Genomic DNA, 19,945 nt, shown 5'->3' on the forward strand with positions numbered 1-19,945 from the left:
GTCCTACCCATTGACGACCAAGACATGGCCTAGGCTCGAGAAAAACCTCGGCTATCCACGAGAATTCTTGGCCAGTTCAGCCTGCGAGTTTGGCTCCTTTTCGATGACTGGCTTCTGTGTCAATCACAGGCATAGAGGCGAGCGAGCTACACGTCTGCTTTGAGGCGAAAGCAGCCGCCCGCAGCGTAGAAGTCAAATGGCTTGGGTCAGAACCTACCATTTACCAATGTCAGCTTCATGATTCATAGGCACAGTCTTGGGAGTCAGATGCGATGGCGGAGCGTCTCAATGATCACCGCCATCGCAGGCGAGAGCTGTCGCCTGCTCGGGTAGTAGAGGTGATAGCCCGCAAATGGCGGACTCCAGTCGTCAAGCACGAGCCTAAGGCATCCCTTGGCGATGTGGTGGCTGACGAGGTTTTCCGGGACATAGGCGATCCCGAAACCGCTTATCGCAGCCTCGATCATGGGAATGGACGAATTGAAGGTGAGTTGGCCTTCCACCCGCACACGAAGGTCGCGGCCATCCCTGGCGAATTCCCAGGCATATAATCCGCCGAACGTCGCCTGCCGCATATTAATGCAGTCATGATCGACCAGATCCTGCGGTGCGGTCGGAACCGGATGGCGGGAAAAGTACTCCGGCGAAGCCACGGCCACGAGCCTCCAATCCGGCCCGATGCGCACTGCGATCATATCCCTGTCGATGCTCTCACCAAGCCGCACGCCTGCGTCGAAGCGCTCCTCCACAATGTTCTTCATGCCGTTGTCGCTGTAGAGTTCGACGCACACGTCAGGATAGTCGCTGAGCAAGGGCTGCAGCTTCGGCCAGACGGTCGTCTGGAGCGCATGGTCGGAAAGCGTGATACGGACCGTTCCGGAGGGCTTGTCGCGAAAGGCCACCAGGCTTGCGAGGTCCGCTTCGATTTCCTCGAAGCGGGGAACAAGAGATTGGAAAAGTCGCTCGCCGACCTCGGTCGGAGCGACGCTCCGCGTCGTACGCGTCAGCAGGCGGACGCCAAGACGAGCTTCAAGCTCCTTGATTGTCGAACTCAGGGTCGACTGCGAGGTTCCGAGCTTGGCCGCCGCCTTGGTGAAGCTGCGCTCCCGCGCGACCGCCACGAACCATAGCAGATCCTTCATGCCATCGCGCTGCATAGGGCACCTCCGGTCGGACATTTATATCATGAGCAGATAAGTCCATGCGAATTACTTAGTCTAATAGAATGGGTTCCTTTGCAATATCTTCTGGCATCGCGACGGGGATTGGCGGCTGATCCGCCCGGTCGCCTAGCAAGGATGCCAATTATGGAAACGACCTACGACACAAGGCTTGTCGAAGACCGCGCCGCATGGGGCGCGGTGCTGTCGATGGCTCTGTGTGTTTCCGTGCTCATCGCGTCGGAATTCATGCCGGTCAGCCTGCTGTCGCCGCTAGCGGCCGATCTCGGCATCACCGAGGGCCGCACGGGACAGGCGATCTCGATTTCGGGCGCTTTCGCCGTCGTGACCAGCCTGCTGGTCGCCGGCCTCACGCGCCGGATCGACCGCCGACTGGTCGTGACCGGCTTCACCCTTCTCCTCATCGTGTCCGGGCTCACTGTCACCTTCGCGCCGAACTACGCGTTCCTCATGGTCGGCCGGGCGCTGCTCGGCATCGCGATCGGCGGGTTCTGGTCGATGTCGACCGCGATCGTCATGCGCCTCGTGCCGCAAGACATGGTTCCGAAGGGTCTCGCCATGCTAAACGCTGGCAATGCCATTGCGGCCACCATCGCCGCGCCGCTGGGCAGTTTTCTTGGCGCCTATGTCGGCTGGCGCGGCGCTTTCTTCCTCGTCGTGCCGCTTGGGCTCCTGGCGCTGGTCTGGCAGTGGACAAGCCTGCCGGCGCTGCCCCCGCGCCGGAGGAAGCGTCCAGGCAATCCGCTGGCGCTCCTCGGCCGTCTTCCTGTCGCCACCGGCATGGCGTCGATCATGATGCTGTTCATGGGCCAGTTCGCGCTCTTCACCTATCTGCGGCCCTTCCTCGAGAGCGTCACTCAGCTCGACATCGCTGCTCTCTCGGCGATCCTGCTGGCGATGGGGCTGGCCGGGGTGCTCGGCACCCTCTGCATAGGCCGGCTTTTGCGCACGCGCCTGTTTAGCATCCTCATCGTCATCCCGCTGGTCATGGCCGCGTTGGCCGTAGCGCTCATCGCCTTCGGTACGCTGCCGATTCCTACAGCGCCGCTGCTCGTTGCCTGGGGCTTCTTCGGCACGGCCGCGCCCGTTGGCTGGGGCACGTGGCTCTGCCGGACGTTGCCGGACGACGCGGAGGCCGGCGGCGGGTTGCAGGTAGCCGTCATCCAGCTCGCCATCACCGGCGGCGCCGCCATCGGCGGCACGCTCTTCGATACGGTCGGCTGGTGGGGTGCATTCACTTTCGGCGCGGTGCTGCTCTGTGGATCGGCGCTCGCCGCCTTTGCAGCATCGCATTTGGCCCGGAGGTCGCAGCCATGACGATCGACCGTCCGGACCTCAGCCGCCGCGCGTTGCTCGGCGGCGCGCTCGCGGCAACGGTCCTGCCGCGGGCCGCCCGCAGCCAGCAGGGCAGCGACCCAGGCAGCCAGGAGCCCACCGACATGAAGATCAAGATGATTTTCAATGGCCGGACCATGACCGCCACGCTCTACGACAATCCGTCGGCGCGCGACTTCTTCACCATGCTGCCGCTCGATCTCACCATCGACGACTACGCGCATAACGAGAAGATTGCCTATCTGCCGCGCAAGCTGACGGAGGAGGGCAGCGGCCCGTTCGGCAACGAGCGGCCATACGACCTTTGCTACTTCATGCCCTGGGGCAATCTGGCCATGTTCTACGCCGACTACCGCCATCCCGGGCTGATCAGGCTCGGCCGCTTCGACGCGGGCGAAGAGGCCCTACACGTAAGCGGCAAGTTCCCGCTTCGCATCGAACGCATCTGACAGGAGATCACAATGGATATTCTTCGCGCAGGCACGAGGCCTTCCGGCAAGGGGCCTTCCGACTGGTTCACCGGCACGGTCCGGATCGATCCGCTGTTCAACCCGTTCGACGCCGCGCGCGTGCAGGGCGCGCAGGTGACGTTCGAGCCGGGCGCCCGCACCGCCTGGCACACGCATCCGCTTGGACAGACGTTGATCGTCGTCTCCGGCCTCGGCCTCGTTCAGAGCGAGGGCGGGCCGGTCGAGGAGATCCGTCTCGGTGACGTTGTCTGGTTCGCACCCGGCGAGAAGCATGGGCACGGTGCCTCACCCGAGACGGCCATGATCCACATTGCCCTCCAGGAGGTCAAAGACGGCAAGGTGGTGGACTGGCTGGAACACGTCAGCGACGCCGACTACGGCGCCTGACATCGATTGAACGAAAGGAAAGCAAAATGCTCGCAACCGTTCTTCATAAGCCCGGCGACATCCGCTGCGAGGAAGTCGAAGACCCAAGGATCCTTCGCCCGACGGATGCTATCATCAAGCTCTCGGCGAGCTGCATCTGCGGCTCGGACCTGTGGCCCTATCGCGGGCTGCAGCCGGTCAACGGCCCGATGCATATGGGCCACGAATATTGTGGCATCGTCGTCGAGGTCGGCGCAGAGGTGCGCACGGTCCGTCCCGGCCAGTTCGTCGTCGGCTCGTTCTGCCTCTCCGACAATACCTGCCCGCATTGCCGCTTCGGCTTCCAGTCGTCCTGTGTGCAGCGCGAGTTCATGTCGGGCGCGCAGGCGCCTTACGCCCGCGTGCCGTTGGCGGATGGCACACTGGTCGCCACCGCCGAGGTGCCGCCGGCCGAACTCATCCCTGACCTGCTGGCTGTGTCCGATGTGCTCGGCACCGGCTGGTATGCGGCCGACGCAGCCGAGGTCCGAGAAGGATCGACGGTGGTGGTGGTCGGCGACGGTGCGGTCGGCCTGATGGGCGTGCTTGCGGCCAAGGAGATGGGCGCCGAGCGCATCATCGCCATGAGCCGGCACGCCAGCCGCCAAAAACTCGCCCGCGAATTCGGCGCGACCGACATCGTCGCTGAGCGCGGCGAGGAAGGTGTGGCCCGGATCAAAGGGCTCACTAAGGACGTCGGCGCGGACTCGGTGCTGGAATGCGTTGGCACGGCGGAATCCTTCGACCAGGCGCTGGCCTGCTCTCGCCCCGGCGGCACCATCGGCTATGTCGGCGTGCCGCATGGCGTGAGCTTCGATGGCCAGAATCTCTTCTTCGGCCAGAAGCGCATGCTGGGCGGCCCCGCGCCGGTGCGCCGCTTCCTGCCCGACCTCATGGACCGTGTGCTCAAGGGCAGGATCAAGCCCGGCAAGGTCTTCGACCTCAAGCTGCCGTTGGCCGAGGTCGCTGAAGGCTACCGCGCCATGGACGAGCGGCGCGCCATCAAGGTCATGCTTTCGGTGTAAGCGAAGATTGGGCGGACGGCCTGTCCGCACCCACAAACCAGAAAAAGAACAACGACATATGACGATGAGATTGAAGATCGCTGCGCTTGCGCTTTCGGTCGCCACGCCGGCTTTCTCCCAAGAGTCCCCGATCATCGGCGCATGGCGCATGAGGTCGCTCGAGGCCGGTGCCGAGGGAAACCTCAAGCCCGTGCCATATTCCGGCCAGGTCATCTTCACCGAGGCCGGCACCCTCTCGGTGCAGGCCCAGAACCCCGACGCTAAGGCGCCGGACACGCCTTACACGGCGAATGGCTACGAAGCCTATTACGGGCCGGTCGCCATCAACGACCAGGACAAGACCTTCGTCATCACGATCGAGTCCTCCCTGGTCCGCAACCTTGTCGGGAAGAGCATGAAACGCAAATTCGAAGTCTCGGACAACAAACTGGTCCTGACGCCGGACAATCCGGCCGAAGGCTGGCGCGTGACCTACGAACGTTACTGATCGGAACAGCCCGGCTGTCAAAGTGTTATCGGTGGCCACAATGGCGCGGACTTCTGACCGAAATGGCGCGATGGCGGAACTGGTGCCAATCATGGCGGCTGTCTTCGCCGGCTTCCTCCTGATCGGCTTGGCGCTACCCGTCCTGCCGCTGCATCTTCACCAGCAGCTCGGCTTCGGCCCCTTCGCAGTCGGGCTGGTGACGGGCAGCCAGTTCGTTGCCTCGATGCTGTCGCGCATTGGAGCCGGAAATTATGCCGATGGGCGCGGCGGCAAGCGGGCCGTCGTCGTCGGCCTCATTGCCGCTGCCCTGGCGGGGTTCATTTACCTCGGCTCGCTGGCATTGCTCGACCGGCCGGTAGCGTCCGCATCGGCGCTCTTCGCCGGCCGGGCGGTACTGGGCGCGTCTGAGAGCTTCATCATCACAGGCGGCGTCGCCTGGGGCCTCTCCCTTGCGGGCGGACAGAACTCCGGAAAGGTCATAGCCTGGGTGGGCACGGCGATGTTCGCAGCACTCGCGCTAGGCGCGCCGATCGGATCTGCGCTTTACGCGGCGAGCGGCTTCGCCGCGATCGCACTCGCGACGGTCGGCCTGCCGCTTGCGACGCTGCTTGCCATCCTGCCTATGCGTGGCACCAGCCTCGCCGCGAGCGCCGCGCGACAGTCATGGACGAGCGTGGCGCAAGCGGTCTGGCTTCCCGGCGTCGGAGCTGCTTTCAGCAGCCTTGGCTATGGCGCAATCCTGTCCTTTGGCGCGCTGCTCTTTGCCGAACGCGGCTGGCAGTCGGTCTGGCTTCCCTTCACCACTTATGCCGCGTCGCTGATCGCGGCAAGGCTGTGCTTCGGCCACCTGCCTGACAGGTTAGGGGGCGCGCGCGTCGCCGTGATCTTCGTGGCGGTCGAGGCGGCAGGGCTGATGCTGATCTGGCTTGCGCCCGGGCCCGTTCTCGCCGCCATCGGACCGGGCCTGACTGGCCTCGGCTACTCGCTGGTCTATCCCGGTTTCGGTGCCGAGGCCGTAAGCCATCTTCCACCACGCAGCCGCGGCCTGGCCATGGGACTCTACACCGTCTTCCTCGACGTGGCGCTCGGCTTCGGCAGTCCGGCGCTCGGCTTGGTCGCTGGGTCGGCCGGGCTGCAATTCGTCTTCTTCGCCGTCGCGACGGCGACGCTTCCGGCGTTGGGCATCGCTCTGCTGCTGGGTCGCCGTAACGCTCCACTATAGAGCCGGATAGTCTGGGCTCGAGATGTCGCGCAACTACGATCGCTCCCGCTTCGCGGGAAGCTGAGGCATCAGCCGAACCTGCTTTTGGTGGCGATTGAGGCCGATCAGGTCGTCGGATCGATCATGGTCGGGTATGACGGCCATCGAGGGTGGATATCGCGCATCGCTACCTTGCAGTCCCATCGCCAAAAAGGGATCGGCGAGGCCCTCATCCATGAGGCCGAAAGGCGGCTCGCCGGCCTTGGTTGCATAAAGATCAACCTCCAAATTGTCGCTTCCAATTCGACGGTTCTTGGGTTCTACCGAAAGTGCGGATACGAGGTCGAGGAGCGCATAAGCATGAGCAAACTGTTACCGAAAGTTTGAGGTGCTCCGCCGATTAACTCGTCGTCGCGGCTCGACGGCTCAGGTCCATTGGAATCTTGGTACCGGTCATTATTGTGGCAGCGAACCTCTCCGGGTGAATCGCGCTGCGGGATACGGCCGACGGCCGAAGCCGGGCGAAGTCCAGCCAGCCGGAGGGAGCCCTACATACGGTCGAATTACTGGAGCAGTGAGGACATGCATGCAGATCGCATCCAAGCCACGCGTCCGCCTGGCAAGCCGTCAGGAACTGGATGGAATTGGGTTGCTCGTCTCAGAGGCTTTCGCATCGTTACGGCCCGTTCTGGCACCGCACATCTTCGAGCCCTACGTCAAGGATGCGCGGGATGTCGCGGGGCGATGGGCGAAAGCTAGCGTCGCGGTGCTCGAAGCCGAGGGACGCCCTCGTCGGGACGGTCACCTACTACGCCGATGCCGCCTTTGACGGCATGGGCTGGCCGCCCGGGCTGGCAGGCCTCAGGACTCTCGCGGTTGTTCCCTCGGCACAGGGCCGCGGATATGGCCGCGCGCTTTGCGAATGGTGCGTCATGCAAGCGCGTCTGCAGGGCTCAGGCGGCCTTGCGCTTCACACTGCCTCGTCCATGACGTCTGCATACAAGCTGTATGAAAGCCTTGGCTTCGAGAGACGCCCCGCCCACGACCTTTTCGCCTCCGACATTATTGGCTTTGATCCAGCACTCGGCGATCAGCAGATCATCGCCTACCTGCTGCCGCTCAAGCAGGTCGAGAGCAGCCGCGATCGATAATGTTCGACCGCCGTTTGAACGGACGGAGGCATCATCTCGCTTCCGGATGCTGTCCGCAGCTTCCACCGTTTGTCTCGATGCGAGCAGATCCTAGCCTTTCGTATAGTCAGGCCCAACACGAGTCGGCAGGTTGTCGGCGAGTTTCAACCAAGGGAGCTTCTCCTCAAAAGCAACATGCAGCGTAGGTGCAAATTTTTCTGGCTCCTCCATCGCTGCCGCAAAAAAATGCATGACATCAGACATGTTTTTTGAGCGGAAGGACAGCGGCGTACCACAGTGATCGCAAAATGTTCTTTCCACACCGGGAGAAGAGTTGAATACCTTCGGTAGCTTGCCCAGCCATCGCCATTGGCCGTTCAAGACGCCAATATAGGAGGTCATCGGCGCAGAACATTGCCGCCGACAACTTTCACAATGACAGACCACGCAGGCCTGTGCCGGGCCATCGACTTCAAAGGCAATAGCGCCACATAAGCAATGACCACGCATGCAAATTCTCCTTGAGCCAACAAGGACAGCTTCATGCCTGGGCGTGAGGGAGGCGCCATGAAATGCGTCGAGCTGGCGCCCAATTCCGACATTCGGCGCTGGCGATTGTCCTCGCGTGCGCGAGGCGTTGCCTCCAAGCTGCCTTCACTACCCCCTTTCGGCATATTGAAATGTTCGTAGAGTTTCTCCGCCGGGCCGCTGAATTCAGGGCCTGGCAGGTCTATCGCAACCCGAACACTACAGTGGAATTGCGGTCACTTCCTTGGCCGTTCGGATCACGAACATCGTGTGGTATCGCGCGACGTTGCTTCGGTCTCGGAACAGTCGCTCGCACAGCGCATCGAACTCTTCCATATCCGTCAGGCGGAGCATGAGGACGGCGTCGGTTTCGCCGCTCACACTGTAGGCCTGAGTGACGGCCGGTTCCTGAGCGGCCAACTCGAGAAAGTCCCTCATATACTGCTCGCCATGACGCTCCAGTTCGACGGCGACGATCGCCTTCAAGCCCCGGCCAGCCTTTGCCGGTGCGAGAAGCGCGACAACGCGGCTGATGACACCGCTCTTCTTCAGTCGTCGTATGCGGCGCAGGCAGCTCGAAGGGGAAAGCCCGACTAACCCCGCCAGTTTGGCGTTAGTTCGTGAGGCATCATCCTGGAGCAGGTTGAGAAGCCTTCTGTCGATCTTGTCCATGTCGGTCGCGCTCATCGTCGGTGCGTTGCAATTTTATTGCACGGAATCGCAAACTTTGACCACAAATGCGAAGCGTCTCACGCTACTCAGACGGCTCCAGGAATGATGGAGCAGCATGATGGCAATTTGCGCCGCCTTCTATCGCAAGACATTGGAGACGCTTGAAATCTATTGGGAACTGGTTCGCGTGATCGTTCCGGTTGCGATTGCCACGCGGCTGCTGCAGGACCTTGGCGTCATCCAGGCGATTTCTCCGTTCTTCTCCCCGCTCATGTTGCAGGTGGGGTTGCCACCTGAACTCGCCTTTGCCTGGCTGACGGGATTGCTGGTCGGGATCTGGGGCGCGCTTGTGATCGTATTCACCTTGGTTCCGGTTTCGGCGCTCAGCACTGCCGACATGACGGTTCTTTCGGCTCTCTTGCTGTTTGCACATGCCATTCCGATCGAGCAACGGATCATTCAGAGGGCCGGGCCGAGCTTCCTGGTCACCGCGGCGCTTCGTATTGGCGGGGGTTTGGTCTTTGCTGTCCTTCTGCATCAGATATTCACCGTGACCGGATGGCTGTCAGGACGGGTGAAGCCAGCGTGGATGCCGACGAATGAAAGCACCGACTGGGGCGGCTTTCTCCTGGGTACGCTCAAAACCCTGGGCATCATGCTCGTTGTTCTGCTTGCGCTGAGCTGGGTGATCGAGCTTCTCAAGATGTCGGGCATTTTGGAGTGGATGAACAGAGGGCTTGCACCGCTCTTTCGGCTCGCCGGCATCGAAAAGCAGACGGTACCTTTCGCCGCTGTTGGCCTGTTTCTCGGGATTTCCTATGGCGCAGGACTGCTGATCCGCGAGGCGCGCACGCCTAGCGCGGAGCCGCGTCAGATATTCCTCGCCTGCGTGTTCATGGGTTTTGCCCATAGCCTCATTGAGGATACGTTGGTCGTTGTCACACTTGGCGCTGATGTTACGAGCGTGCTTCTCGGTCGCCTAGCGTTTGCCGTGCTCGCGACCGCCGTGATCGCAAAAGTAATCAAGGCGGTTCCCGACGCTCTTTTCTTCAAGACACTCTTCCACAAGGAAGAAGACAGTCCGCGCAATCGGATTTCGGAGCCCGCGATTAGCGGGCCGTTGACGTGAGCCCTCCTTACGCAGCAGCCGACATGTGTGTCGCATCGCTATCGGGACAGGACGCGGCTACCCCTCTCCCGACAGATCGCGCCGCGCCTTGTCGAGTTCCTCGGCATAGCGCCGCATCAGGTGGCCTTCGGTCAGCAGACCGACCACCTTGCGATCGGTGAAATCTTCGACCACCGCCAATTCCTCGGCGCCGGCGCGCTGGAAGGTCTCGGCGGCCGTCTGCACGTTCATGCTCGGCACCAGCACCGCATCCCTGAATTTGGCGAAGGACAGCACCGGCATCTCGTCATCCGACAAATGGCTGTGCAATTCGGCGACGATCAGCACGCCGACATAATGCAGGTCGGCGTCAACCGCGATGACGCGCTGCGAGGCACCGAGCGGCACCTGCTTGCGGAATTCCGCAAGCGTCGTCGAGGCGTCGATGGTGCGGACATCCTTTCGCATCATCGAGCCGACAGTCAGGCTCCGCATCCAGCCGACATCATGCGCGCTGCGGATCGTTTCGCCGCGCAGGTGAAAGCGCCATGTCGAGAAGGAATAGCCGAACGTTTCGCGCACCAGGATCGCCGCCATGAGCGAGGCGGCCAGCACCACGCCGGTCAGCGTCAGGTCGCGGGTCGATTCCAGCGCCAGGAAGGTCATCGTCAACGGGCCGCCGACGACGCCGACGGCGAGCGAGGTCATGCCGACGACGGCGGCGATGGCAGGGTCGATGCCGGTCGCCGGCGAGACGAATGCCATCGCGCCGGCAAACATCTTGCCGAGCAGCGCGCCGAGAAACAACGAGGCAAAGAACAAGCCGCCGCGGAAGCCGGAGCCGAGCGAGATCGCCGAGGCCGCCAGCTTCAGCACGAAGACGCTGGCCACCACGGCCAGCCCGTAATTCATCGCGAATTCGCGGTGCAGCGCGCCATGGCCGCTGGACAGGACCTGCGGCGTGACCAGCCCCAGCAGCCCGACCATCACGCCGCCGAAGGCGGGGCGCAGCGAGGCGTCGATCGACAGCCGGGCAAAGAGGCGCTCGATCAGGCTCACCAGATGCATGATGGCGATGGAAGCACCGCCGCCCAGAAGCCCGAGCAGCATGAACGGCAAATACTGGCTGACGGTGAGCTGCGGCAGACCGGCGAGCTCCAGCGGAAACGGCACGCCGCCGAACACCTCTGCGGTCAGCGAGGCCGAGATCGCGGCGGCCATCACCGGCGCAACATTGGCGACCGAGTAGATGCCGATGACTAGCTCGAAACCGTAGAAGGCGCCGGTCAGCGGCGCGTCGAAGGCGGCGGCGATCGCGCCGGCGGCACCGCAGCCGACCAGGATGCGGACATCGTTGCGGCGCAGCCTGAACAAGCGCGCCAGCCGCGACGCCAGGCCCGAACCCACCTGCGTATAGCCGGCCTCGAGCCCGACCGAAGCGCCGAAGCCGCTCGAGATCATCGTCTGCCCGGCGATGATGAAGGTGTCGGTCAGCGACATGCGGCCGCCATAAAGCGCGTTGGCTTCGATCGGATCGACCGGCGTGCGGAACTTCCGCTTTCTCAGCCAGATCACCGTCAGCCCGAGCAGGATGCCGCCGATCGCCGGGATCAGCGCCTGCTCCGGCCTTTGCAGCGAAAACATCGCCGAAAGCCGACCGCCGGGCTGAACGCCGAACATAAGCCCGTGCAGGACCTGCACCAGTCCGCTCATGCCGGTGACCAGCGCACCCGCCATCACCCCGACCAGGGCAGCCAGAATGACGACGGCAATACCGCGCGCCTCGAGCAGCGGGATCGATCTGATCAGCACCGCGCGCAACCGGCGGGCATAGACTTGCGGTTCGTTTCTGGGCGGTTCGTTTCTGGAAAGCACCGGGGCGGCTCGCCGATATTCGTGGGTGCCTGATACCCTCGGCAACATCGCGTGGCAACATGCAGGCCGCCGAGGTGTCATGCCCGCGTGATGCTGCGGCGATAAACCCCATCTTCATCTCGGGGAGCCGCGTTGACGTAAACGTCAACCCGAAGCTATATGCGCCGGCGACCGTGATCGCGAAATGCGCAAGACGGCGACTTCGGCCAGATCGAAGTGTCCCGGATCGAAGTGCCAATGAGCGACAAACGCAACGAGACGAGGAGAACCGCCATGGGCGTTCAGGAAATTGCCGACAAGATCAGCGCGCGCGTGGCGAGTGCCGGGTTCGACCGTTCCGTGAAGTTCGATACCGGCGGCGACGGTGTCATCGTCATCGACGGCGCTGATGTCTCGACCATCGACGGGCCGGCCGACTGCACCATAAAGCTTTCGCTCGACGATCTGGACTCGCTGATATCAGGCGACCTCAACCCGACCATGGCCTTCATGTCCGGCAAGATAAAGGTCGAAGGCGACATGAGCGTCGCCATGGCGCTCAGCCAACTGATCGGCTGATCGCTTGAGGTGAAACAAGCCGCCGCACGATGGCGGGCGGCTTGCTTCGAACCATCAGGCAGCGAGCGGCAGTCTCTGCGCCTTCAGCTTGCGCCCTGCCGCCTTCAGCGTGCCTTGCGCGCCGTCGAGTGCGCCGACAACCAGTTCCCGCGCCAGCAGGCGGTGCCGCTCGTAAGGCCCCGGCATGGCCAGCGAGCCGGTCTTTGCGGCCGAAAACCCGAAGCGCTCGTAATAGGGCGCGTCGCCGACCAGCAGGATCGCCGCATGGCCAAGCCGCTCGGCCTCAGTGACCGCATGGCGCATCAGCGCCGAGCCGATGCCGGCATTTTTCAGCGCCGGGTCGATCGCAAGCGGGCCGAGCAGCAGCGCTGCCGTGCTGCCCTCGCCCAGCACCACGTCCCACAGCCGCACCGTGCCGGCAACAGTGCCCGACGCGTCGCGCGCGACAAAGGCCAGGCCCTCCGAAGGCCGGCGGCCGCGCCGCAGCTTTTCCGACGACTTCTTCCGGCGCTTCGGCCCCATGGCGCGATCGAGCAAAGCCTCGCGAGCCGGGACGTCGGCGGCGGTTTCGGCGACGACCGCAATCTCCCCCCTCGAGGGGGAGATGTCGCCGAAGGCGACAGAGGGGGTTGTCGCGCGTGAAGCGCCGGCCTCCATCTGCGGCAGGAGGCCGAGTCCAGTCGAACCGACCCCCTCTGGCCGCTTCGCGGCCATCTCCCCCTCGAGGGGGGAGATTCCCACGCCTTCAACGATGAGATCTGCAATGTTCATTTCCGCGATCCTTCACAAGCGGATTGTTCCACAGGCGAGCCCGGGCGGGCGACAGGCGCCCACCGGGGATGATCTGAGCAACTCTTGCGAGCCCTCAGATCACGTAGGATCGGAGAGGCTCGAAGCCGTTGAAGGCGACCGAGGCGTAGGTCGTCGTGTAGGCGCCGGTGCCCTCGATCAGCACCTCGTCGCCGATGGTCAGCGATAAGGGCAGCGGGTACGGCGTCTTTTCGTACATCACGTCGGCCGAATCGCAGGTCGGGCCGGCGAGCACGCAAGGCGCGGTCTCGCTGCCGTCATGCGCGGTGACGATCGGATAGCGGATCGCCTCGTCCATGGTCTCGGCAAGACCGCCGAACTTGCCGATGTCGAGGAACACCCAGCGCACATTGTCGTTATCGGCCTTCTTCGAGATCAGCACGACCTCCGACTTGATCACCCCGGCATTGCCGACCATGCCGCGGCCCGGCTCGATGATCGTCTCGGGGATGGCGTTGCCGAAATGCTTCCTGAGCGCCGAGAAGATCGCCTGGCCATAGGCCTGCGCCACCGGCACATCCCTGAGATAGCGGGTCGGGAAGCCGCCGCCCATATTGACCATCTTCAGCACGATGCCTTCGTCGGCCAGCGTCGCGAACACCTTCTTGGCGTCGGCCAGCGCGCGATCCCAGGCGGTCAGGTCGGTCTGCTGCGAGCCGACATGGAATGATACGCCATGGGCGTCGAGGCCGAGCGCCCTGGCATGGCGCAGCACGTCGACCGCCATCGCCGGCACACAGCCGAACTTGCGCGACAGCGGCCATTCGGCACCCTCGCCGTCGGTCAGGACGCGGCAGAACACACGGGCGCCGGGAGCGACGCGGGCGATCTTCTCGACCTCCTCGACGCAGTCCACCGCAAACAGCCGGATGCCGAGCTGGTAGGCGCGCTGGATGTCGCGCTCCTTCTTGATGGTGTTGCCGAAGGAGATGCGGTCCGCCGGCGCACCGGCGTCCATCGCCATCTCGACTTCGGCAACGGAAGCGGTGTCGAAGGACGAGCCCATCGCAGCAAGCAGGCGCAGGATTTCCGGCGCCGGATTTGCTTTCACCGCATAGTAGATCTTGGAATCGGGAAGCGCCTTCTCGAAGGCGCGGAAATTGTCGCGCACGACATCGAGGTCGACGACGAGGCACGGGCCGTTCGGACGTCGGGTGGCGAGAAAGTCAAGGATGCGCTGGGTAGCCATCGGGGTCTCTCCATCAGCGCCTTTCGGCGCGCACAAAGGCTTGCGGACGCGGGCTCTCGGCCTCGCGAACACGCGGTGGACAAAGGCGGGACGGAAATCCATGGAACCAGCCGGTGGAGACCCCGGAACCATGAAGCGCCGTCTCGCGGCGGTGAACCTTGGCCTTGCCCGGCCTCGGTTCGCTTTGTCTGCCTTGGCTTGGATGGGAGACCCGTCCGCACTGCCGGCAATGAAGGTGTGCCTCTTCAGTAACCCCGGTCTTTGGACGACCGGCAGAACACCAGAAAGGCCCGCACCGTCGTTGCTTCAAGGTGTCCTCGGTTGGCGGTTGGCCGCTAAACCGACTGGAGGGGTTGGCTCCAGTTACCTTACCGATTGCCCTCACCATTCGAGGATCGGCGGACACCCACAGGCACGTGCGACTTTGGGCAAGCGCGATATAAGATCGAAAGATTTCACAATCAATAAAAATCGTATCGCAGGTTGTAAAATTTGTGGCATCGAACAATGCTGCGGGACCAGAAGAACAATGCTGCGGCAAGCACACCCGGATATCGAACGCATGACAGGCACTCGCGGCCCGCTGAACGCTTTTCTCGATCTTGATCAAGTCCCTGTTACCAATGCGCAATCCGGCCCGCTTGCCGGCTTGCGGTTGGCCGTCAAGGATATCTTCGACGTCGCCGGGTACCGCACCGGTTGCGGCAATCCGCAGAAATACCGCGAAGCCTCGCCGGCCACGGCCACCGCGCCGGCCGTCCAGACGCTGCTTGATTCGGGCGCCCGCTTCGTCGGCAAGACGCAGACCGACGAACTCGCCTTTTCCCTGCTGGGGCTGAACGCGCATTTCCCATCGCCGATCAATCCGGCGGCACCCGACCGCGTCACCGGCGGCTCGTCCTCGGGTTCTGCTTCTGCAGTCGCCGGCGGGCTGGCCGATATCGCCACCGGCTCCGACACCGGCGGCTCGATCCGTGCGCCGGCAAGCTTCTGCGGCCTGATCGGCCTCAGGACCACGCATGGCCGCATTTCGCTCGACGGCGCCATGCCGCTGGCGCCTTCGCTGGACACGTTCGGCTGGTTTGCCAGGGATATCGTCACCTACGAAAAGGTCGGCACGGTGCTGCTCGGCGACGATCCGCACCGCCACGAACTGGTACGCCCTCTTGCCCTCGACGCGCTGGACAGCCTCGTGCTCGGCCCGCTGGAGGCCGAGGAATATCGCGCCATGGTCCGCAGTGTCGCTTCGGTGCTGGGCGCGCCGCGCAGCGTTGGCCCGCTGTCGCATTCCACCGACGATCTTTATTGGTGCTTCCGCAAGCTGCAAGGCTATGAAGCCTGGCAAAGCCACGGCGCCTGGATCGCTGGCGGCGACCGCATGCTGGGACCCGGCGTCAAGGAGCGCTTCGAGCATGGCGCGACCGTCGGCCCGGCAACCGCGCAGCACGAAACGGAACGTCGCGTTTCGTTTCGCCTCGAGCTTACCGACCTGCTTGGCGAGGACGGCGTTCTTGTGCTTCCGACCGCTCCGGGTGCCGCGCCGCTCAAGGCCGAATTATTTGATGATTTGCAGATCTATCGCGAGCGCGCGCTGAGATTGCTGTGTCTTTCCGGCCTGTCTGGATTTCCGCAGATCACGCTGCCGCTCGGCAAGACCGGCGGGGCGCCGTTCGGTCTTTCGCTGCTCGGCCCGAAGAACAGCGACCGGCAGTTGATTACGCTCGCCGCCCGCATCCTTTCAGCCCACCAAGGAGGCGCATGACATGGATACGCTGACCCGCATGCGCGCCTTCATCGATGTCGTCGAGGCCGAAGGCTTTTCGGCGGCGGCACGCAAGATCGGCCGCTCGAAGGCGCTGCTGTCGAAATATGTGCGCGAGCTGGAGGACGAGCTCGGCGCGCTACTGCTCAACCGCACCACCAGGCAGTTCTCGATGACCGAAGCCGGCCACACCTATTACCGGCGCGCCTCGGAGATCGTGCGCGAGGTCGACAGCCTTGCCGATGCGGTGCGCGAATCCTCCGGCGACGTGCGCGGCAGGATCAAGCTGTCGGCGCCGCGCACCTTTGCCGACGCGCCGATCGGCCAATCGCTGATCGACTTCGCCAAGCAGCATCCCGACATCGTGCTCGACATTCATCTCGACGACCGCTTCGTCGATCTGGTCGAAGAGGGTTTCGATCTGGCAGTGCGCATTTCGCGGCTGGAAAATTCCTCACTGATCGCCAGGCGCCTGGCGCCGTTTTCGGTACGGCTTTGCGCGTCTCCCGAACTGATCGCCAAGCACGGCATGCCGGTCAGGGCGCAAGACCTTGCCCGCGTGCCTTGCATCATCGACACCAATGGCCGCTGGCTCACCAACTGGCCGTTCAAGGGCGACGGTGCCGATACGGTGAGTGTTTCGGTCTCCGGCCCGATCGAGGTCAACAGCCCGATGGCGGCGAGGGCGGCCGCCGTGGCTGGACTGGGGTTTTCCATCCTGCCGGATTTTATCGCCGCGCCCGACATCGAAAGCGGCAAGCTGGTGACTGCGCTGGATGACCGCATTCTGCCCGGCGGCGGCATTTTTGCTGTCTATCCGCACCGGCGCTATCTGCCTGCAAAAGTTCGCGTTTTCGTCGACTTCCTGGTGCAGTGGTTCAAGACGCTGGACAACGCATGAGCTTTCAGCCGCGTTGCGGTCCCATTTTCGCCCGCTTTCTGGTAACTGTCGGCAATTCACCGAAGCCGATTGAATCGCGACCGAGAATGCACCTGAAACGGCAAGCAATGATGCTGGCTTCGGCCTTGACCGCGACGTTTGCCGCCGTCGGACCGGCTGAGGTGCATCCCCACGTCTTCGCTGAAGCCCGCCTCGAAGTGGTCCTCGGCCCGGATCACCAAACTGTGAAGGCATTGCGCCATGTCTGGCGCTTCGATGATTTGTTTTCGAGCACGGTGATGATGGAGTTCGACAAGAATTCCGACCTGAAACTCGACGACAAAGAGCTGAAGGATGTCGCCGACACCGTCCATGCCTCGCTTGCCGAGTTCAACTATTTCCAGCTCGTCACCGTCGACGGCAAGGACGTGGCAATGACCCCGCCGCCTCATTTGATGGCCAATTTCGACAATGACCAGTTGATCATCCTGTTTGAATCTGAACCGAAGGTGCCGATCAAACTGAGCGGCAAGATAGATATCGGCGTCTACGACCCGACCTTCTACACCGCGATCGATTTCACCGAGGATGCCAATCTGCAGGTCGATGGGTTGCCGCCGACCTGCACCAGCAAGGTTGTCCGCCCGAACCCGGACGAGGCGATCGCCCAGAACCAGAAGACCCTGACCGAGGCCTTCTTCAACGATCCGACAGGCACCGACATGAGCAAGATCTTTGCCACCAAGCTTGAACTGACCTGTCAGCCGGAAGGATAGATCCAGTGACCAAACCGTCCCTGCGTTTGGCATTCGGTCTTCTGGCCGTCGCCTTTGTGATGACGCACTTCCTCGGCTCCGCCCACGCCCAGAGTTCACTCGGCATCGGCACCAATGACGGCATGGCTCCAACCGCCACCGGCCCGTTCGCCCACATCCTGATGTGGATCAATCTGCGCCAGCAGGAATTCTATCATGCGCTTGCCGGCGCGATGAAGGCGATGCGCCAGGACGGTAGCAAGTTGTGGCTGCTCATCGGCCTGTCCTTTGCCTATGGCATTTTCCACGCCGCCGGCCCCGGTCACGGCAAGGCGGTGATCTCTTCCTACATGGTGGCCAATGAAGTGGCGCTCCGGCGCGGCATCATGCTGTCCTTCGTCTCGGCCCTGCTGCAGGCGCTGACCGCGATCGTGGTGATGCTGGTCGCCTATTTCTTGCTGCGCGGCACTGCTGTCTCGATGACAGACGCCGCATGGTTCCTCGAAATCATGAGCTATGTCTTCGTCACTCTGTTCGGCGCCTGGCTGCTGTGGCGCAAGGCCGGCCCGGCCATCCTTCGCCTGTTCGGCGCAAATCCGGGCTACAGCCTCTCGGCCGCCCATGCCGGCCATTCACACGCCGGCCATTCACATGCCCATGCGGCACATTCCCACGCGCTTGATGCGCATGACCACCACGATCATGCGCATGACCATCACGATCACGGCGCCCACGACCACCACCACGCCCATGCTGCACACGATCACCACAGCCATGCGGCGGGCGAGGTCTGCGAGACGTGCGGACACTCGCATGCGCCCGACCCGGCGCTGCTTTCCGGTGATCGCTTCGATTGGCGCACGGCCTGGTCGGCGGTGGCCGCCGTCGGCATCCGCCCCTGTTCAGGCGCACTGATCGTGCTGAGCTTCGCCTTGCTGAATGGGCTGTGGTTCGGCGGCATCCTTTCGGTGCTGGCCATGGCGCTCGGCACCGCAATCACCGTCTCGGCCCTGGCGACGCTTGCGGTGACCGCCAAGAACTGGGCGGTGTATTTCGCCGGCGACGGCCGCATGGGCAACCGCATCCATTCCTTCGTCGAGATCGGCGGCGCCGCCTTCGTCTTCCTGTTCGGTCTGCTGCTGCTCTCGGCCAGCCTGACGACCGGCGGGTGACGTCCAGGCGCGACTCTCCCTTCTCCCCTTGTGGGAGAAGGTGTCGCCGAAGGCGACGGATGAGGGGTGTTCCAGCTTGGCGCCAACAGCGCTCCGTCCAGCACCCCTCAACCGTCTTGGCGCTGCGCGCCAATCCACCTTCTCCCACAAGGGGAGAAGGAAGACGGCGCCACGTTAAATCCTGCCCCCCAACTCGTCCTCGATATGGACGCGGATGATCTCGTCGAAGCTCGTTTCGGCGGCAAAGCCAAGCTCCCTCGAGCGCCGCGCCTCGAAGCGCGTCGGCCAGCCCTTGACGATCGCCCAGATCGTCTCGTCGGGCTCCTCGCGGATCAGTTTGGCCGCCTTGGCGCCGGCGACACGTTCCAGCGCCTCGATCTGTTCGCCGACGGTGACGGCGACGCCCGGCATCGTCAGGTTGCGGCGCGGGCCGACGGCGGCGCCGTCGATCTGAGCCGCATGGATCAGGAAATTCACCGCCGAACGCGGGCTGGCGTGTGTGTGGACGACCGAGCGCGGCACCGGCAGGATCGCTTCATGGCCGCTCAGCGGCTCGCGGATGATACCGGAGAAGAACCCTGAGGCCGCCTTGTTCGGCTTTCCCGGCCTGACGCAAATGGTCGGCAGCCTGATGCCGATGCCGTCGAAGAAACCGCGCCGCGTATAGTCGGCAAGCAGGGCCTCGCCGATCAGCTTCTGCGTGCCGTAGGAGGTCAGCGGCGTCGGATGGAACTCGTCCGGAATGATGTCGGGAAACGGCGCGCCGAACACGGCGATCGACGAGGTGAACACGACGCGCGGCGCAAATGCCGCCAGCCGAACGGCATCGAACAGCGCCCTGGTGCCGTCGAGATTGACGCGGTAGCCGAGATCGAAATTGGCCTCCGCCTCACCCGACACCACGCCGGCGAGATGGAAGATCACGTCGGGGCGCAACGCGACCAGATTTGCCGTCGCGCCGGGCGCGGCAAGATCGCCGGTGTGGGCGGTGATGCTGATGCCTTCGAGCACCGGCGCCTGCGGCGGCACGATGTCGTGAAGGTCGAGCGCGGCGATCTTGCGGCGGCCGAGCGTCCCGTCCTTGGCCAACCTGGCGATGAGCTTGCGGCCGACCATGCCTGCCGCGCCGGTAATCAGAATGCGCATGTCACTTTCCCTTTTTGCGCTGGCTGCGGCTACGCAGCCAGAACACGACGAAGATTGCCACCATGAAGATCGCCGCGACGACGCCGGCAAGAACCGTCGAGACCTTGCCGACCGCCAGCATCACTGTTGGAAGATAATAGGCTGCGATGCCGAACAGCAGCAAAACCCAGGCGGCGCCGATTGCCGCATTGCGGGTGTCGCGGTCCATCACGCGGCGCCAGGGTGGCGAGAGTTCATGTCGATCGTTGCCAATGCC

The 19,945-nt window shown here is 63.5% G+C and carries 22 protein-coding genes; 14 read left to right on the forward strand and 8 right to left on the reverse strand.

The genetic code is table 11. The features are described from left to right. Positions 1 to 263: 263 nt before the first annotated feature. Positions 264 to 1,157 (reverse strand): LysR family transcriptional regulator, encoded by an 894-nt coding sequence (locus tag NKJ28_RS01015; protein ID WP_352633626.1) that lies wholly within the window; start codon positions 1,155 to 1,157, stop codon positions 264 to 266. A gap of 150 nt (positions 1,158 to 1,307) precedes the next feature. Here NKJ28_RS01015 and NKJ28_RS01020 point away from each other — a divergent pair, with 150 nt between their 5' ends. From NKJ28_RS01020 to NKJ28_RS01055, 8 genes are all read left to right on the forward strand, one after another. Next, on the forward strand, positions 1,308 to 2,498 hold the full coding sequence (locus tag NKJ28_RS01020) for an MFS transporter (protein WP_352633628.1): 1,191 nt from the start codon (positions 1,308 to 1,310) through the stop codon (positions 2,496 to 2,498). Then, positions 2,495 to 2,965 carry a cyclophilin-like fold protein gene (locus NKJ28_RS01025; RefSeq protein WP_023675438.1) on the forward strand — a complete coding sequence of 157 codons (471 nt, stop codon included), beginning with the start codon at positions 2,495 to 2,497 and terminating at the stop codon, positions 2,963 to 2,965. Before NKJ28_RS01020 ends, NKJ28_RS01025 begins: the two co-directional genes overlap by 4 nt. A 12-nt stretch (positions 2,966 to 2,977) precedes the next feature. Next, positions 2,978 to 3,373: a (R)-mandelonitrile lyase gene (locus NKJ28_RS01030; protein ID WP_352633630.1), complete on the forward strand. Its 396-nt coding sequence runs from the start codon at positions 2,978 to 2,980 to the stop codon at positions 3,371 to 3,373. Positions 3,374 to 3,399: 26 nt separating this feature from the next. After that, positions 3,400 to 4,416, forward strand: a complete 1,017-nt coding sequence (locus NKJ28_RS01035) for a zinc-dependent alcohol dehydrogenase family protein (RefSeq protein ID WP_023675436.1) — start codon at positions 3,400 to 3,402, stop codon at positions 4,414 to 4,416. 58 nt (positions 4,417 to 4,474) lie between these two features. Further along, positions 4,475 to 4,903, forward strand: coding sequence for a lipocalin-like domain-containing protein (locus NKJ28_RS01040; protein ID WP_352588029.1), 429 nt, complete (start codon positions 4,475 to 4,477; stop codon positions 4,901 to 4,903). 40 nt (positions 4,904 to 4,943) lie between these two features. Continuing rightward, complete coding sequence (locus tag NKJ28_RS01045) at positions 4,944 to 6,125, forward strand: arabinose transporter (protein ID WP_352633633.1); 1,182 nt, start codon at positions 4,944 to 4,946, stop codon at positions 6,123 to 6,125. A 60-nt stretch (positions 6,126 to 6,185) separates the two neighbouring features. Further along, positions 6,186 to 6,491, forward strand: coding sequence for a GNAT family N-acetyltransferase (locus tag NKJ28_RS01050; RefSeq protein WP_280952086.1), 306 nt, complete (start codon positions 6,186 to 6,188; stop codon positions 6,489 to 6,491). Positions 6,492 to 6,835: 344 nt separating this feature from the next. Continuing rightward, entirely contained in the window at positions 6,836 to 7,255 is a 420-nt protein-coding gene (locus NKJ28_RS01055) for a GNAT family N-acetyltransferase (protein ID WP_352633635.1), read from the forward strand. Between the two features lie 90 nt (positions 7,256 to 7,345). Here NKJ28_RS01055 and NKJ28_RS01060 read toward each other — a convergent pair whose 3' ends face one another. Both NKJ28_RS01060 and NKJ28_RS01065 read right to left on the reverse strand, forming a co-directional pair. After that, entirely contained in the window at positions 7,346 to 7,744 is a 399-nt protein-coding gene (locus NKJ28_RS01060; RefSeq protein ID WP_352633637.1) for a GFA family protein, read from the reverse strand. Between the two features lie 237 nt (positions 7,745 to 7,981). Continuing rightward, the gene (locus tag NKJ28_RS01065) at positions 7,982 to 8,434 is read right to left on the reverse strand and encodes an Lrp/AsnC family transcriptional regulator (RefSeq protein ID WP_023675430.1); all 453 of its coding nucleotides are present in this window, start codon (positions 8,432 to 8,434) and stop codon (positions 7,982 to 7,984) included. 118 nt (positions 8,435 to 8,552) lie between these two features. Here NKJ28_RS01065 and NKJ28_RS01070 point away from each other — a divergent pair, with 118 nt between their 5' ends. Further along, complete coding sequence (locus NKJ28_RS01070; RefSeq protein WP_352633639.1) at positions 8,553 to 9,563, forward strand: nucleoside recognition domain-containing protein; 1,011 nt, start codon at positions 8,553 to 8,555, stop codon at positions 9,561 to 9,563. A gap of 57 nt (positions 9,564 to 9,620) precedes the next feature. Here the strand turns inward: NKJ28_RS01070 and NKJ28_RS01075 are convergent, their stop codons facing one another. Continuing rightward, entirely contained in the window at positions 9,621 to 11,354 is a 1,734-nt protein-coding gene (locus NKJ28_RS01075) for a chloride channel protein (RefSeq protein ID WP_502902159.1), read from the reverse strand. 336 nt (positions 11,355 to 11,690) lie between these two features. Between NKJ28_RS01075 and NKJ28_RS01080 the strand changes: the two genes are divergently transcribed. Beyond that, complete coding sequence (locus NKJ28_RS01080) at positions 11,691 to 11,975, forward strand: SCP2 sterol-binding domain-containing protein (RefSeq protein ID WP_352588487.1); 285 nt, start codon at positions 11,691 to 11,693, stop codon at positions 11,973 to 11,975. A 54-nt stretch (positions 11,976 to 12,029) separates the two neighbouring features. Here the strand turns inward: NKJ28_RS01080 and NKJ28_RS01085 are convergent, their stop codons facing one another. Both NKJ28_RS01085 and odc2 read right to left on the reverse strand, forming a co-directional pair. Next, complete coding sequence (locus NKJ28_RS01085; RefSeq protein WP_352588490.1) at positions 12,030 to 12,632, reverse strand: GNAT family N-acetyltransferase; 603 nt, start codon at positions 12,630 to 12,632, stop codon at positions 12,030 to 12,032. A gap of 208 nt (positions 12,633 to 12,840) precedes the next feature. Next, positions 12,841 to 13,974, reverse strand: a complete 1,134-nt coding sequence (gene odc2 / locus NKJ28_RS01090; protein ID WP_023675424.1) for an ornithine/lysine decarboxylase — start codon at positions 13,972 to 13,974, stop codon at positions 12,841 to 12,843. 562 nt (positions 13,975 to 14,536) lie between these two features. On the opposite strand from odc2, the gene NKJ28_RS01095 reads away from it, so the two are divergent. The 4 genes from NKJ28_RS01095 to NKJ28_RS01110 all read left to right on the forward strand — a co-directional run bounded on the left by NKJ28_RS01095 (position 14,537) and on the right by NKJ28_RS01110 (position 18,543). Then, entirely contained in the window at positions 14,537 to 15,736 is a 1,200-nt protein-coding gene (locus NKJ28_RS01095; protein WP_352588042.1) for an amidase, read from the forward strand. A 1-nt stretch (position 15,737) separates the two neighbouring features. Next, positions 15,738 to 16,637, forward strand: coding sequence for a LysR family transcriptional regulator (locus NKJ28_RS01100; RefSeq protein WP_352588045.1), 900 nt, complete (start codon positions 15,738 to 15,740; stop codon positions 16,635 to 16,637). Between the two features lie 86 nt (positions 16,638 to 16,723). Next, a complete protein-coding gene (locus NKJ28_RS01105; RefSeq protein WP_352564924.1) occupies positions 16,724 to 17,392 on the forward strand; it encodes a DUF1007 family protein in 669 nt (222 codons plus the stop codon). After that, entirely contained in the window at positions 17,389 to 18,543 is a 1,155-nt protein-coding gene (locus NKJ28_RS01110) for a nickel/cobalt transporter (RefSeq protein WP_352634304.1), read from the forward strand. The genes NKJ28_RS01105 and NKJ28_RS01110 overlap by 4 nt, the downstream gene beginning before the upstream one ends. A gap of 174 nt (positions 18,544 to 18,717) precedes the next feature. Here NKJ28_RS01110 and denD read toward each other — a convergent pair whose 3' ends face one another. Together denD and NKJ28_RS01120 are read right to left on the reverse strand one after the other, a co-directional pair. Then, positions 18,718 to 19,689 carry a D-erythronate dehydrogenase gene (gene denD, locus NKJ28_RS01115; RefSeq protein ID WP_352633644.1) on the reverse strand — a complete coding sequence of 324 codons (972 nt, stop codon included), beginning with the start codon at positions 19,687 to 19,689 and terminating at the stop codon, positions 18,718 to 18,720. 1 nt (position 19,690) lies between these two features. Continuing rightward, positions 19,691 to 19,897: a hypothetical protein gene (locus NKJ28_RS01120; RefSeq protein WP_352448198.1), complete on the reverse strand. Its 207-nt coding sequence runs from the start codon at positions 19,895 to 19,897 to the stop codon at positions 19,691 to 19,693. Between the last annotated feature and the right edge of the window lie 48 nt (positions 19,898 to 19,945).

Origin of the sequence: Mesorhizobium sp. M0145 (assembly GCF_040322355.1) — a bacterium.
Taxonomy (GTDB): domain Bacteria; phylum Pseudomonadota; class Alphaproteobacteria; order Rhizobiales; family Rhizobiaceae; genus Mesorhizobium.